At 55.7% G+C, this 12,823-nt stretch carries 14 protein-coding genes; all 14 read right to left on the reverse strand.

The window, feature by feature from the left end:
- Positions 1 to 80: 80 nt before the first annotated feature.
- The 14 genes from CLOL250_RS13690 to CLOL250_RS06450 all read right to left on the reverse strand — a co-directional run bounded on the left by CLOL250_RS13690 (position 81) and on the right by CLOL250_RS06450 (position 12,822).
- On the reverse strand, positions 81 to 482 hold the full coding sequence (locus CLOL250_RS13690) for a cysteine-rich VLP protein (protein ID WP_005927612.1): 402 nt from the start codon (positions 480 to 482) through the stop codon (positions 81 to 83).
- Positions 483 to 676: 194 nt separating this feature from the next.
- The gene (locus CLOL250_RS06385) at positions 677 to 1,324 is read right to left on the reverse strand and encodes a DUF4366 domain-containing protein (protein WP_005927619.1); all 648 of its coding nucleotides are present in this window, start codon (positions 1,322 to 1,324) and stop codon (positions 677 to 679) included.
- The gene (locus tag CLOL250_RS06390; RefSeq protein ID WP_005927622.1) at positions 1,311 to 1,577 is read right to left on the reverse strand and encodes a DUF4315 family protein; all 267 of its coding nucleotides are present in this window, start codon (positions 1,575 to 1,577) and stop codon (positions 1,311 to 1,313) included. The genes CLOL250_RS06385 and CLOL250_RS06390 overlap by 14 nt, the downstream gene beginning before the upstream one ends.
- A gap of 22 nt (positions 1,578 to 1,599) precedes the next feature.
- On the reverse strand, positions 1,600 to 3,267 hold the full coding sequence (locus CLOL250_RS06395) for a C40 family peptidase (protein ID WP_008401436.1): 1,668 nt from the start codon (positions 3,265 to 3,267) through the stop codon (positions 1,600 to 1,602).
- 279 nt (positions 3,268 to 3,546) lie between these two features.
- Complete coding sequence (locus CLOL250_RS06405) at positions 3,547 to 5,976, reverse strand: VirB4-like conjugal transfer ATPase, CD1110 family (protein ID WP_370866625.1); 2,430 nt, start codon at positions 5,974 to 5,976, stop codon at positions 3,547 to 3,549.
- Positions 5,894 to 6,280, reverse strand: coding sequence for a PrgI family protein (locus CLOL250_RS06410; RefSeq protein WP_003500106.1), 387 nt, complete (start codon positions 6,278 to 6,280; stop codon positions 5,894 to 5,896). Before CLOL250_RS06410 ends, CLOL250_RS06405 begins: the two co-directional genes overlap by 83 nt.
- A gap of 44 nt (positions 6,281 to 6,324) precedes the next feature.
- Positions 6,325 to 6,978, reverse strand: a complete 654-nt coding sequence (locus CLOL250_RS06415; RefSeq protein WP_005927635.1) for a DUF7007 domain-containing protein — start codon at positions 6,976 to 6,978, stop codon at positions 6,325 to 6,327.
- 9 nt (positions 6,979 to 6,987) lie between these two features.
- A complete protein-coding gene (locus tag CLOL250_RS06420) occupies positions 6,988 to 7,440 on the reverse strand; it encodes a SpoVG family protein (protein WP_005927636.1) in 453 nt (150 codons plus the stop codon).
- A 13-nt stretch (positions 7,441 to 7,453) separates the two neighbouring features.
- Positions 7,454 to 8,320, reverse strand: a complete 867-nt coding sequence (locus tag CLOL250_RS06425; RefSeq protein WP_005927637.1) for a VirB6/TrbL-like conjugal transfer protein, CD1112 family — start codon at positions 8,318 to 8,320, stop codon at positions 7,454 to 7,456.
- Positions 8,321 to 8,361: 41 nt separating this feature from the next.
- Positions 8,362 to 8,577 carry a Maff2 family mobile element protein gene (locus CLOL250_RS06430; RefSeq protein WP_016306504.1) on the reverse strand — a complete coding sequence of 72 codons (216 nt, stop codon included), beginning with the start codon at positions 8,575 to 8,577 and terminating at the stop codon, positions 8,362 to 8,364.
- 85 nt (positions 8,578 to 8,662) lie between these two features.
- Positions 8,663 to 10,486, reverse strand: coding sequence for a VirD4-like conjugal transfer protein, CD1115 family (locus CLOL250_RS06435; RefSeq protein ID WP_005927695.1), 1,824 nt, complete (start codon positions 10,484 to 10,486; stop codon positions 8,663 to 8,665).
- A complete protein-coding gene (locus tag CLOL250_RS06440; protein ID WP_005927698.1) occupies positions 10,483 to 10,953 on the reverse strand; it encodes a PcfB family protein in 471 nt (156 codons plus the stop codon). Before CLOL250_RS06440 ends, CLOL250_RS06435 begins: the two co-directional genes overlap by 4 nt.
- A 91-nt stretch (positions 10,954 to 11,044) precedes the next feature.
- Positions 11,045 to 12,082: a hypothetical protein gene (locus tag CLOL250_RS06445; RefSeq protein WP_242651894.1), complete on the reverse strand. Its 1,038-nt coding sequence runs from the start codon at positions 12,080 to 12,082 to the stop codon at positions 11,045 to 11,047.
- A gap of 26 nt (positions 12,083 to 12,108) precedes the next feature.
- Positions 12,109 to 12,822 carry an antirestriction protein ArdA gene (locus tag CLOL250_RS06450; RefSeq protein WP_005927704.1) on the reverse strand — a complete coding sequence of 238 codons (714 nt, stop codon included), beginning with the start codon at positions 12,820 to 12,822 and terminating at the stop codon, positions 12,109 to 12,111.
- Position 12,823 lies beyond the last annotated feature (1 nt).

Genomic DNA, 12,823 nt, shown 5'->3' on the forward strand with positions numbered 1-12,823 from the left:
TACGAAATAAGAGGGCAGACCGGGGAGGAATGTAATAAGATATTCCCACCCCGGAAACACCCTCAAAAAAGCCCGGAATGTCAAGCCTTTGGAGGCGGCAAATCGTAACAGCCGCCCGGCCTTTTCTCCCGCAGTTTCCTCATGCGTTCCCGGCTTTTCCGTCGGTTCCCTTCGGCCTTGCAGGCGTCGGAGCAGTAGGCTTGACGCCCCTCGGGCAAAAATGCCTTTCCGCAGACCGCACAGGCCCGCAACTCCGGGGAGATGCCTTCCGTTGTCAGCGCCGCTTGAAGCTCCGGGTTAAGGGGCAGGACAGCCTCACGGAAGTAACGGCAGTACGCCCCTGTCCAGCACTTGTGCAGCATATAGCAGGCACAGTCAAGAGGAAGGCACAGGCCGCTTTCCCGGTCATAGTTGGCGCACATCCCCGTGACCAGAGTGCGGATTTTCTTCTTCTCGTCACGGGTCAGCTCCCGGGCGTCCATTTATGACTTCGGGCCACGATGGCCCGAAGGGCGGGGCTCCACGATCAGCGCCCGGAACTTCTTCCGGCACTGTTTTTTCTTTCCTTTGCACTCCTTGTAATAACGGCATCCCTTACAAGGGTCGTCATTGTCCCAGCCGGGGTGCGGTACTTCCTTCATCATTCGTTCAAAAGGGCTGCTTGTAAAATTCATTCTCATTCCTCCGTATCTTCCTCCCATGGCGGGGTATCTTCGTCCTCGGGTTCCTCTGCGATCTCCTCCAGCTCCCCGTCCTCATATTCGCAGTAATCATCTTCCAAATCCGGGGCTTCATGCTTCGGCTTGTAAATCTTGAAATAGTAACCAATTCCACCGCCGGCCAGCACCACCGCACCGATCAAGAGCAGAGAGAGAAGGGGGCTGTCCTTTTTCTCCGGCTTGGGTTCCGGTACTTCCTCCACCGGTTCGGTGGGCTTTGGCTCTGGCTCAGGGGTCACTTCTTTGGGCGGTTCCTTACCCTGTTCAGCAAGAGGCAGAAGGTCGTCTGTGGTAACGGTATTGAGGAAATAGACGTTCTCGCTGGTTTTCTGTTTGTCGATCACCAGATAAAACACGCTCTCGTCTGCTGTGGTGATGGTGTAGAACTCCTTTCCATCCTCGTCGGTGGCGTTGTCCACCACGGTTCCCGTCCCGTCCGGGGTAAAGGGGTTCTGGGTTTCCGGCTCTGCTTCGGTTTCTGCCGGGGAGGGAGCTGTCTCCGGCTGCGGCTCGCTGCTCTGTGCATAAGCCGGGACTGTAAAGATCAGGCAACACAAAAGGCTGGCAGCCATCGCCGCCAGCCTGCGAAATTTAGTTTTCTTCATGGGCCGTGTCCTCCTTTTCGGGTGCCTCCGGCTTCGGGTCAGTATGGCCCGAAGCGGTAAGGCTGTTTTTGGGGTCATTCAGAAAAGCCATAAGCTGGGCGGGCGTCAGTTTGAGGGAGCGCACCGCCTGCACGATCTGGCTGTTTTCTTCCTCCTGTTTCTGCTTTTCCAGCTCCCGGATTTTGGCCTGCCATTCGGCGGCCTTCTCCCGGGCTTTTTCCAGTTCCTTATCGAGCTTGTCGATTTTGTTCATGCAAGGACTCCTTTCCTCTGGCTCACAAACGCCCGAAGGCATAGAAATGTGTCTGCCAGTAGCTTGAATTGATGTTTGCGTATTGGATGGGCGAACCACAATGGAGCATCATCCCGTCGCCCACATAAATCCCCACATGGGATACAGGGCCGGGGCTGTCATAGGTTCCCGTGAAAAAGATAATGTCGCCGGGCTTTGCCTCGGAGGGAGAAATGATAGCACACTGGTTGTAAATGCCCTGCGCCGTGGTACGGGGCAGGTTGTGGACGCCGCTGGCCGTGTACACCCAGCAGACAAAGCCCGAACAGTCAAAGGAGGTGGACGGGCTGGAGCCGCCCCACACATAGGGCCAGCCGATGTACTTTGTGGCTTCTTCCATGAGCGCCGCAAAAGCCGGGTCATCCAGCGCCTCGCCGGGTATCTCATAGCTGGGGCCGGTATCTTCGCCACCGTTGTAAATCCCTTCCCACAGATAGGGTTTGTTGCCTTTGAGCTGCTGCATAACGGTGTAGATTTCCCGCTGCTGTTCGTTAAGCCTCGGCAGGATCACGGCAGGCAGCGTCTTGTTTGTGAGGGTCACATTGAGAATGTAATACTCATAGGGAACTTCCTCGGTGGTGGTTTCCCCGGTCTCCGGGTCGGTGCTGGTTTCGGTGCGGTAGCGTATCTCGACTTCCTCCGTCAAGGTCAGTTCATACTGTGCCTCGAAAATCTCCCGCAGCTCGTCCTGCACCTGTTCACGGAAATACACATGGTACTTTGCCGAGAGATAGGACGCCAGCTCATAGGGGTTATGGCCGATCTCGTCCACGGAATAGCGGTACTCGTCATAGCCGGGATGGGTGCTTTCGATGTTCGCTACCGTCTGCGCCAGCTCGTTTTCCAGCGCTGTGTAGTCCTCGTCCACCCCCAGCAGGTCCGTATCCTCCGAGGCGTAGGAGGTGCCGGATAACGCATTGGCGAGGCCGCTGCCAAGCGTGGGGAAGATGGAACTTACCGCCGACACAAGAAAACAGAGCAGCAACAGCAGGAGCAGGACCAGCACCGCCACGGGATGACGGGTCACAAACTGCGCCGCCCGACGGGTCGCAGTTCCCGAAGCGGCAGCGGTTTTCTTTGCGGCCTTTGCGCCCTGTTTTGCAGCCGCCTTTGCTTCTTTGGAATACCGGCGTTTCAGTTTCCATTTCTGCTGCACACGGGAAAGCGGATTGCTGGCAAGCTCCGGGTGATCGGAGGCCATCTTTTGAAAATCCACATTGGCCCGGGCTTTTATGTCCTTCCGTTCCCACTTTGCCACCTTCCGGGCCGGGTGTTCCCGGTATCTCCGTTTGGCATACCGGGTCAGTTTCCGGGCTCCGGCCTCGGCCACAAGTTCCGACTTATGGGCTCCTTCCACACCCACATTTTCATGCTCAACTTCGTGGATTTTGTTGTGGAGATAAAACCATGCTTCGGTGCGGGCTCCCCGGACAGCTTTCTTCGCAAGCCCCGGCGGCTTCTTCGCTGCCCGTTTTGCCTCGGTCTTGTCCAGTTTCTCCCGGGCCTTTCCCAGCTTTTCCCCGGCGTGTTCCGCTTTTGCCTGTGCTTTCTGGTACTTGTCCTTTTTGCTCCCGGCCTTCTCGGCGGAGCCCTCCGGCTCCTGTGCCTTGCCGGTATCCTGCGGCCCGTCCGCTTCATCTTCCTGCCTCATGCGGTCAGAGGGACGGCTTTTCCGTCTGTCCTCTTGAAACTTGCCGCTTTTGGACTTCGGGCCATCATGGCCCGAAGGACTGTCCTGCCCGGTATCCTCGTCCTTAAACCGCAGGCGTCGGGATGGTGCGGGGGAAGGCCCTTCCCGTTCAGCCGGTCCGGGGCGATTGCTCCCGGTATCCTCCGTCGGCCCCGGCCTTTGAAAATTCCGTTTATCCGGTTTCTTTCCGATGATGTATCCCTCCTTTCCAAACCTCGGGCCATCATGGCCCGAAGTGCGTTATGCCCGGTTCATTTCCTGTTTTTTGTCCTCCGGGCGGGTGGTCATAATGGCGTACAGCTCGGTATTCTGCGGGAAGCGGTCAACAAACGGGATGGTGGTATTCCCGAAGAACAGCAGCCCTTCGCCGGAATTGGTATGGGTCACATAGGAAAGCTGGTGGGGGCTGATCCCAAGCTGTTTGGCTAAAATCTGCCGGTCCCCCTGTGCCTGCGAGAGCAGCACAAGGAAGTCCGAGTTTTCAAAGATGTTCTCGATCTCCGGGCTTGCCAGAAAATCCTTCACGTTCTGCGTTAAAGCACTGGGAACGCACCCTTTTTTTCGCAGCATTTTCCAGATCGCCACACAGTAGCTTGCCGTCAGCCGGTCACGGAGCAGCACATGGAACTCGTCGAAGTAGCACCATGTAGCGATACCGCGGAGGAAATTCATGGACACCTGCGAGTTTACCAAGTCCTGCATAATGAGCATGGCAATCGTCCGAAGCCCGGCCCCCAGCTTTTTTAAGTCAAGGCATACCAGACGGCGGTTTAAGTCCACATTGGTTTCATGGTTGAACACGTTAAGGGAACCCGACACATAGATTTCAAGGGCAGTTGCCAGCCGTACCGCCTCGCCCTCCGGCTGGGAACAGAGCAGGTCATACAGGGTTTGGAGGGTCGGCATTTTGCTTGTTTCCGGGTCCTGCAAATGTTCCCGGTACATCTGGCGTACACAGCGGTCAATGACGGTCCGCTCCACCGGCTGCAAGCCATCCTTGCCGCCAACGATCAGCTCCATCAGCGACAGGATAAAGTCGGCTTTCAGCGCCATCGGGTTTTCCTCGTCAAAGCTTAGGTCAATGTCCATCGGATTGATGTGGTGGGGGCTGTCCGGGGCGATCTCGATGACCTGTCCGCCCAGCCGCTTGATAAGGGGCGAGTATTCGCCCATCGGGTCTACCACAATGATCCGGTCACGGGTGGCAAGGAACACGTTCACAAGCTCCCGCTTTGCGGCAAAGGATTTGCCGGAGCCCGGCACGCCGAGGAACAGGCCGTTGGGGTTTTTGAGCTTTTTCCGGTTTGCCATGATGACGTTATGGGAAAGTGCGTTGAGCCCGTAATAGACGGCTTCGCCATCCATGCGGAGCTCCTGCGTCATAAAGGGAACGAAAATGGCCGTGGAGCTGGTCGTCATGCCGCGCTTGATCTCAATGCCGTTATGGCCCAGCGGAAGGCTGGAAAGAAAACCATCCTCCTGCTGGAAGTCCAGCCGCTTCAAGGTGCAGTTGTATTTCTGGACGATACCCGACACCGTGAACAGGTCATTGTCCAGCTCCCGGCGGGTCGGGGCCATGTTTACCACAAGGAAGGTCAGAAGGAACATTCGCTCATTCCGGCTCTGTAAATCTTCCAAGAGGGTCTTTGCGTCGTTGCTGTACGTTACAAGGTCGGGTGGAAGTATGTCCATGTCGTACCCTGACCGGGCTGCCTTCTTTTGTTCCTCCACCTTCATCTTGTCAATGTCGGAGACTTTGGCCTTGATGGATTTTACGGCGGCGGCCTGATCGACGGTTTGGATATGGAGAGTGATGGTCATTTCCGCATCCATTTCCAAAAGCTCCGCCAGCAGCTTGTCCGAGAGCTCCGAGGCCAAAATCTGCAAGTAGGAGGCGGCACCCCAAGTCGTCCCCACCCGGAACAGACGGCTGAAACGGAAGTCGAAGCTGTCCGGGGCGATAAAGTCTTTGGTGGAAAGCCCGGTTTTGGGGATCATATCCCATGAAAACCGGAAGGGGGAGCCGCTGCCGGGGTGGAGCTGCCCGTGAAGAAGCTCCAGCCGTTCCAGCCCCGAAAGGGAGCGGCACTTGACGCCCAGCTTTTTGAAGTTCCCGCAAATGTCCGCCTCTACACGTTCCAGCCTTGCCCTGGCGGTGGGAAGGTCGTCCACATTCACGCCGAAGGTCAGGAGCTTTGTGCGGACAATGCCGTTGTTGCTTTTGGCGATCTGGTTTTCCAGCATTTCCACATACTCACACCGGACGCTGTTGTAATCATCGTCCTGCATGGGGATGTTCACGCTGTACCGGCTGCCCGGGCGGCTCCGGTGGTTGAGGAAGGAAAGCTGGAACGGAAGGCTGCTGTCAAAGTAGTTGAGGCAGGCGCTCCACCCGTCAAAGATGGCTGCCTGATCTTCGGACTGTGCGAGCTGGTAGTTGATGTCCTCGTATTCAATGGTTTTGGTGTAATAGCGGTCCGCTACCCGGCACACCCCGTCCCGGTACATTTCCCGGTAAGGGAGGGTCTGCTGGGCGGTGGTGGGAATGTTCTTTCCTTTCGTGAACAGGCCGGTAAGGCCCTGCTTTTCAGGCTTTCTGCCTGCGGGCTTTCCGGCCCTTCTGCTGTTTCGCAATCGGCTGCGCCTCCTTTCTGGCGCTAAGCAGCGCATAGAAGTTTTCGGTTTTGTAAGGCCGCACACGGGGATAGAGGAACCGTGTGCGGATGATGTTTTTCAGCACTTTTTCCAGCGGCAGACCGTCTCGTTCATACATAGCCAGAAAGAAGAACGGGAGCATGAGGCCGATCATCAGGAACATGGCGGCACTGTTCCCGATACTGCCACGGGAAAACAGGTAAGCCGGGAGGCCCACCGCCGCCGCGCTGGAAAAACAAACAAGCTGGCGCTTCGTTAGGTTGAAGGCCAGCTTTGTCTTGATTTTGGAAAGGTCTTTTGGTACTGGCACATAGGCCATTTTGGTACACCTCCTTTATTGCTTCGGGCCAGCATGGCCCGAGGTTATCTTGCGGCCTCTTTGGCCGGGGCTGTGCTGCGGGCAGCTTCGGCGGCCTCTCGTCCGCTCTGCCTTGCCCGCCAGTATTCGGGGTGATACTGCCGGATGGACTGATTGAGTTTTTCTTCAAACTGTCCTTTGTCCTTAATGCGGTCAGGGATTTTCCACAGCTTTTTGTCCAGCAGCTCCCGGAGCACTACGCTTTCCTGTGCGTCCTCCTCATAGCAAATATAGCCCTTGTCCTTGAAGCCGCATTTTTTGGCTGCTGGGGAGAGAACGGCGGCTACCTCGTTTGCCACCATCGTTCCGCCGTGGCTGGCGGTAGATACCAAAAACACCCCCGGACAGAGGGTTTCACAATTCTGCACCTCGCCCCACGGGGAGCTTTTCGGCGCATGGAACATTCCGCCCGTCCGTCTCCGGTCTGCCTGCATGAGTGCTGCCTTTTCTAAGATGGCTTTCAGTTCCGGGGAAAAATAGGCATATTCCCGAAGGACACGGGCGGCCTCCCCGCCGCAGGCGTTCATCAACAGGGTATAGGCGTCGCTGTCCGCTTTGGTACAGCGACCCAGCAGTTTTCCGTCGTAATAGCAGGCCGCGTCATAGCCCGTCCGTTTGCGTGGCGTGGTTCCCGCCTCCTTTCTGCTTCGTGCCAGCATGGCCCGAGGTCAACGCTCTGCACTGCGGCTGGGCTTTTCCTTCGGAGGCCGCCCTGCCTTTGCCTGTTCGGCAGCCGCTTTTCCGGCTTTGAGTTGGTCGCTAATGGACGCACGCCCCACAGAGCCGCGCTCCGCCATCTGTTCCAGCTTTGCCTCATAGGCTTGCAGAACAGCAGTATTGAGCTGTTCCCGGAACTCCTTTGTGACAGGGTAGGCCATATCCCGATAGCCGCCTTTGCCGTCCGGCTGGCTGGGCATCCCAAGAAAGAGGCCCTTGCTGCCCTGGACGATTTTCAGATTTTCCACCACAAAACAGTCATTGAATTTCACGCTGGCAAAGCCCATGAGATTTTTCACAGGTTCGATGACCCGCACGCTTACATCCAGCTTTATAGGGGCGGCTGGTGTTCCGCCCGCAGTTTTTTCCTGCATGGATTTCTCCTTTCCGCTTCGGGTCAGCATGGCCCGAAGTCTCTTAATGGCAGCCGAAGATGGATTTTGCAAGACTGCCTGTTTTGAATAAGGTAAAACACAGCAACACCGTATATCCCACGCATCCCCAGATCGCCCCGATGGGGTCGCCGTCGGTGGCGATACTCTGGATCAGCACCGCATAGATGGCGACACAGACTAAGATCAATAGACCTTGAAAGCCCACCGCAAAGAGGGAGCGGAAATAGTTCTGCCCCATGTGTCCGGTTTCCCTGTTGGGGACTGTGGCAAACGGGATAGGCGCTAAACTTGTGAGTAAATAAATTTCAATCATACGGCCATATACGATGACGAAAATCACGATGTTTAAGGCAATCATGGTAAGCTGGATCAGGAAGGACTGGAGCCAGAGTCCGAACAGAGGGCCTAACTCCATCGCCTCAAGCTCTGTCCGCAGACTGTCCAGCACATCCGGCGTGATTTCTGTCCCGTTCTGGATAATGCCCGCTGATTGCTGGATCACATGCTGGCTCACATCAAAGACCGCCAGCACGATATTGAAGGTATTCGTCAGGATCATCACAGCCACAAAGGTTTTGAACACCCACTTAAAAAACATCCATGTGTCAACTTCATGTAGGTTGTTGCGTTCTATGAGCATCTGTATCAGTTCATAGGTCATAACAAAAGTGAGGATGACCCCGGCGATTGGCAGAATGGCAGTTTCGGAGATCTGTCGTATCATGGAAAAGACCCCGGCGTTCCAGTCCGCCGGGGTCGTGCCTACCTGTGTGGCGATTTCGCCAACGCTCTGATTGACGTTATCGAAAAGGCCGTCCAGATTTCCCATGATACCATCGACGAGCAGACCTTTCAGCCATTCAACGATTGCGTCGATGATAAAGTCCATACATCAGCTCCTTTTCTGGAAAAAGGGACAACGGGTGACATTTAGCTGAACAGCCCGGACAGCAGAGGGATAAGCTGAAGGCCGATCAGAACGACACCGCCGCCCGCCATGAGCTGCTTAATGCCCTGGCTTTTTGCCGCAGGGTTGTCCGACCCGTAACCTTCCAGAAGGTTGATGACGCCCCATACCGCCAGACCAGCGCCAAGAGCCATGACCAGAATTTTAAGAATGTCGATTGCCTGATTGAAAAATTCCATATACGTTCCTCCATTTTGTTTGATGGTTTTGGGTACAAAAAAAGCCGCCCACATCGGCGGCGCTTCGGGTCATCATGGCCCGAAGTTACACAAACTCGTCGCTGTCCAGATCATCGAAATTCAACAGGTCAGCTTCTTCGTCCGTGTCGGAGCCGTCCACTTCGTACACCGTGTATTCGTCCTCCGGCTTTAGTCTCAATGGCCGGTGGCGGAACAGGCTTTCCAAGCGGAAGGCGTTTTTCTTTTTATCAAATTCGGCTGTGTACTTGTAATTCGGGTGCTTTTTCAAGTCATACTTCGGGGACAGGAAGGGCGGGAGCCCCCGAAGCTGCAAGATACATTTATCCCCGGGCATGGTGGTGATCTCGCTGGTGGTCATCAGTTCCCGGCCAAGCCGCTGCATATTCTGGCTGTAACTTTCAGACTGTCCCCGGCTTCGGCCCTCGGTCTGCATGGAGATGGTGGCCTTGCCCAGCCAGTTTTCCGAAATATCCTTTAGGGTGGAAGCCTCCCGGCCTCCGAGGAATACGATACTGTCCATGTTGCCCATGATGGTTTCGGAATGGTCTTTGTACAATGCCTTGCACTGGCTCATTGCCTGATAAAAAAGCGTCAGGCTGATCTCACGGGAGCGGATGACGGCCACAATCTTTTCCAGCCCCGGCACCTGCCCGGTGTTGGCAGCCTCGTCCCACAGCACCCGCACATGATAGGGCAGACGCCCGCCATAGGTGTTGTCAGCCCGTTCACACAGAAGGTTGAACATCTGCGAAAAAGCGAGGGCAACCAAAAAGTTGTAGGTGGTGTCCGTGTCGCTGATAAGAAAGAACAGCGCTGATTTTTCATCCCCCAGCTTATCCAGCTCCAGTTCGTCATAAGACATGATCTCCCGAAGTTGGGGAATATCAAAGGGAGCCAGTCTTGCACCGCAGGAAATCAAAATGCTTTTGGCTGTCTTGCCGCTGGCGAGCTTGTATTTCTTATACTGCCTCACGGCGAAGTGCTGGGGGCTGCGGCGTTCCAGCCCGTCAAACATATAGTCCACCGCGTTTTTGAAGGTTTCGTCATCCTCCCGGACTTCCATGCTGTTTATCATTTCCACCAGCGTATTCATGTTGCGTTCTTCCTCCGGCCCCTCAAAGACGATGTAGGACACAAGGGCGCAGTACAAGAGGGTTTCTGCTTTTGTCCAGAACTCGTCGCCCTCCTTGCCGTCGCCTTTGGTGTTGGCAATCAGGGCGGTAACAAATTTCAAAACATCGCTTTCTGTCTTGATATAGGCCAGCGGATTGTAGTGCATGGATTTTGAAAAGTCGATACTGTTGAACACCCGCACCCTGTATTTCTCCCGTTGCAGAAACCGCCCGCACTGGTCGAGAGTGCCGCCCTTCGGGTCTACCACCACATACGAGGAATGGGCTTGAAGGAGCTGCGGGGTCAACCAGAACCTTGTCTTTCCCGAGCCGGACGATCCGATGACACAGGCGTTTAGGTTCCGGGCATTGGCGGGTATCTTCGGACGGGTGTTCATGGTAAGGAACTCCGTCCCGGTCAGAATGACATTGTTCTGAAATTTAGGGTCAACAAATGGCTTTATATCTTCCTTTGTTCCAAAGCGGGCGGTGCCGTACTCCGCATCCCGCCGGAATTTTTTCGCCTGCCTGATCTTTGACTGTATCAGCAGATACATCCCAGCCGCACCGGCAAGGCCCACCAGCAGGTCAATACCTCCCAGCCCCGGCCAGTAGGTTTCAAAGGCTTTGGGGAAGGTATCAAGCATCCCCATGAGCTTTGTCCCGAAGTCTGTGTCGGGGGCGATCCGGTAGGCCGTCCCGATTTTGGAGAAAAACCAGAACACAAAGAGGTACGGCAGGTTTGGGAGCACATATTTTCTGATCTTGTCACTCAACGTCCGTCCTTCACCGCCTCTCTGGTCCGCTGCTTTTCCTTTGCCTGCGTCCTGATTTGCTCCGTGAATTTCCGAAGCTGACCGAGGATGGAAGCCTTGTCCTGCTCTTTGTTCAGCACCTTTGCGCTGTACTTCTGGAAGGCCGCCGTGATAGCGTCCGCCTGATTGGCTTTGAAAAACAGCAGGTAATGACCGGGGCTCACTTTATGGAAAGCGTAGTCCACATGGAACTCCTTCGCGATCCGGTCAAACTCCTTTGGAGCTCCCACATAGGGCATGGCACTTTTGCCGCCATAGTGGTTCATCAGCTTTTTCACGCTCTGGCGTCCCTGCGGGGTCAGCGCCTTCTGGTGGTGCTTTTGCAGCGCCCGAACCACCTTGCCAAGAGCGGCAGCCAGCACTTTTCCTGTGAGCTTCGTTGTCCTGATCGAAAGGGCAACCGTTTTTTGGTTTACTTCTTCCTGCATAAAACCTCCTTTCCGTCGGGGTCCCCGCTATCCGGGAGGCCCCCGTACAATATCGGGGAACAGAAAACCTCGGGCCAATGTGGCCCGAGGCTTACCGCTCGGCATCCCTGCCGGACGGAGCTTTCTTTTCCGGCTCCGTCTGGACTTTTTCGCCCTGTTCCCGCATGGTCTGCAAGATAGAGGGCTTCTTTTGAAGCTGGGAGGGCTTTTCGCCGGACAGCGGCTTGATACATTCCAGACGGTCAGCCGCCCGGATGGCGTTGTCCGTGAGCTGCCTCTGCCATGCGCCTACGCTGGGAGCCCAGCGAAAGCCGCTGCTTTTCAGCTCGGCCCGGGTGTCTGCGTCAGGCTTTCCATCAAAGAATACCTGCAAGCGGTTGTCCTCCCGGTTCATCTCCACACGGCCCCCGTCGAATTCCCAGCCGGAAAACTCCCGCTGTGCCTGTTTGGAAAGCTGTTCGATACGGGCCTTTACCCGGCGGATCTCCGCATTGTTGTTGGTAAGCTGGTAGCTTTCAAAGGGCCTCGGGTCGCTCCGCCAGCTTGACGCCATGCTTGCTTTCAGCTTTTCGATCTGGTCCGGCGATAGCAGCGCACAGCCATCCAGTTTGCCATGCTTGCGGTAATAGGCGTTGACCTCCTTCATAATGAGCTGGGAGCGTTCCAGCCCGTCCAGCTTCTTCTGGAGCTTTTCAATCGCTGCCGGGTCATCGGCGCTGATCCCGCCCATGCCGGTACTGCGTATCTTATCCAGAAGCCCTTGAATATACCGCCATTCCTCCATGTTGCTGTCCCGAGCCCGGTTTTGCTTTTCCTTTTTTCCCACCGGGAAATTGGCAGGTCCGGCGATCATCACAGAGGGAACCCTTGCGTCAATGACAAATCCCTGGTTCATGTTTTCGGCCAGCTTGCGAGCGTAGGTGTCTAACAGATGGTCGATCTTCTCATGGTACATGGGGTCCACCCGGGATTTCTGCTGTTCCGCTATGGCGGCGGCCTTGTCCACCATTGCCCGGTATTCCGCCGTTGCGCTCCCTTCCTTGTAGTCGGAAAAGCTGTTCATTTCCTTTGCCCGACGGGCGGCCCCTTCATTGATAGGGTAATAGTTGATGGTATGCACCTCCTTCATGCTTCGGGCCATGCTGGCCCGAAGTCTTACCGTTCTTCATGGGAAGGCCCCGCCTTGTCCTTTTTCGGAGCGGGCGGGGCTTCTTGAAACCGTTTGAGTGCAGCGAGAATGGAGTGGACAGGCTCGGCCTTTTCAGGATAGGCAAATATCCGGTGTTCCGGCGGAATGTCCTGCGGCCCGTGGTAATACTCCTTGAAGCCCTCCGGGACTGCCGACACGTACCCACCGGGAGCGAATACGCCGCCCTCGTTGATACGCACATCCCGCCCGTATGCCTCATAATCGAAGTAGTTCTGAATGTGCTCCGGTATGTCGATGGTCCCAAGCTCGTCGGCGTAAAGACGGCCCAGCCCTTCATCATCAGAAATATCCGGGTAAAAGCGGTACAGGTCAAGGTTCTGGGTCAGGTTTATCAAATCCTTCACGCTCCGTGTGTGGTTTCCCAAGACAAGAGCGGCTTCAAAGGTTTCCAGTCCGCCCTTATCCCGTACTTCCAGCAGGGCGTGGCCCAGCTCGTTCAGCTCGTCGATGTTCTCACATTCGTAGAGATGATCGTAGAGCCCCAGCACATCACTGTCAAAGCTGGTAAAGAACACTTCGCTGTACCGTTTTCCGTCTATCCCGATTTTGGCAAGGGCGGCCTGCAACTCCTGTGTCGTCATGGGGAAATGTACCGTTGTCCCTACCTCGATCCCCATCAAGGGGTACAGGGCGGTGTTGGTTATATAGGCTTCAAACATG

It is taken from the genome of Clostridium sp. L2-50 (assembly GCF_000154245.1).
Lineage (GTDB): Bacteria > Bacillota > Clostridia > Lachnospirales > Lachnospiraceae > Coprococcus.

Bases quoted from the DNA above. Each gene is read 5' to 3' on its own strand.
- CLOL250_RS13690 (WP_005927612.1), bottom strand. From the start codon at position 482: ATGGACGCCCGGGAGCTGACCCGTGACGAGAAGAAGAAAATCCGCACT.
- CLOL250_RS06385 (WP_005927619.1), bottom strand. From the start codon at position 1,324: ATGAAGAAAACTAAATTTCGCAGGCTGGCGGCGATGGCTGCCAGCCTT.
- CLOL250_RS06390 (WP_005927622.1), bottom strand. From the start codon at position 1,577: ATGAACAAAATCGACAAGCTCGATAAGGAACTGGAAAAAGCCCGGGAG.
- CLOL250_RS06395 (WP_008401436.1), bottom strand. From the start codon at position 3,267: ATGAGGCAGGAAGATGAAGCGGACGGGCCGCAGGATACCGGCAAGGCA.
- CLOL250_RS06405 (WP_370866625.1), bottom strand. From the start codon at position 5,976: ATGCGCTGCTTAGCGCCAGAAAGGAGGCGCAGCCGATTGCGAAACAGC.
- CLOL250_RS06410 (WP_003500106.1), bottom strand. From the start codon at position 6,280: ATGGCCTATGTGCCAGTACCAAAAGACCTTTCCAAAATCAAGACAAAG.
- CLOL250_RS06415 (WP_005927635.1), bottom strand. From the start codon at position 6,978: ATGCTGGCACGAAGCAGAAAGGAGGCGGGAACCACGCCACGCAAACGG.
- CLOL250_RS06420 (WP_005927636.1), bottom strand. From the start codon at position 7,440: ATGCTGACCCGAAGCGGAAAGGAGAAATCCATGCAGGAAAAAACTGCG.
- CLOL250_RS06425 (WP_005927637.1), bottom strand. From the start codon at position 8,320: ATGGACTTTATCATCGACGCAATCGTTGAATGGCTGAAAGGTCTGCTC.
- CLOL250_RS06430 (WP_016306504.1), bottom strand. From the start codon at position 8,577: ATGGAATTTTTCAATCAGGCAATCGACATTCTTAAAATTCTGGTCATG.
- CLOL250_RS06440 (WP_005927698.1), bottom strand. From the start codon at position 10,953: ATGCAGGAAGAAGTAAACCAAAAAACGGTTGCCCTTTCGATCAGGACA.
- CLOL250_RS06445 (WP_242651894.1), bottom strand. From the start codon at position 12,082: ATGAAGGAGGTGCATACCATCAACTATTACCCTATCAATGAAGGGGCC.
- CLOL250_RS06450 (WP_005927704.1), bottom strand. From the start codon at position 12,822: ATGTTTGAAGCCTATATAACCAACACCGCCCTGTACCCCTTGATGGGG.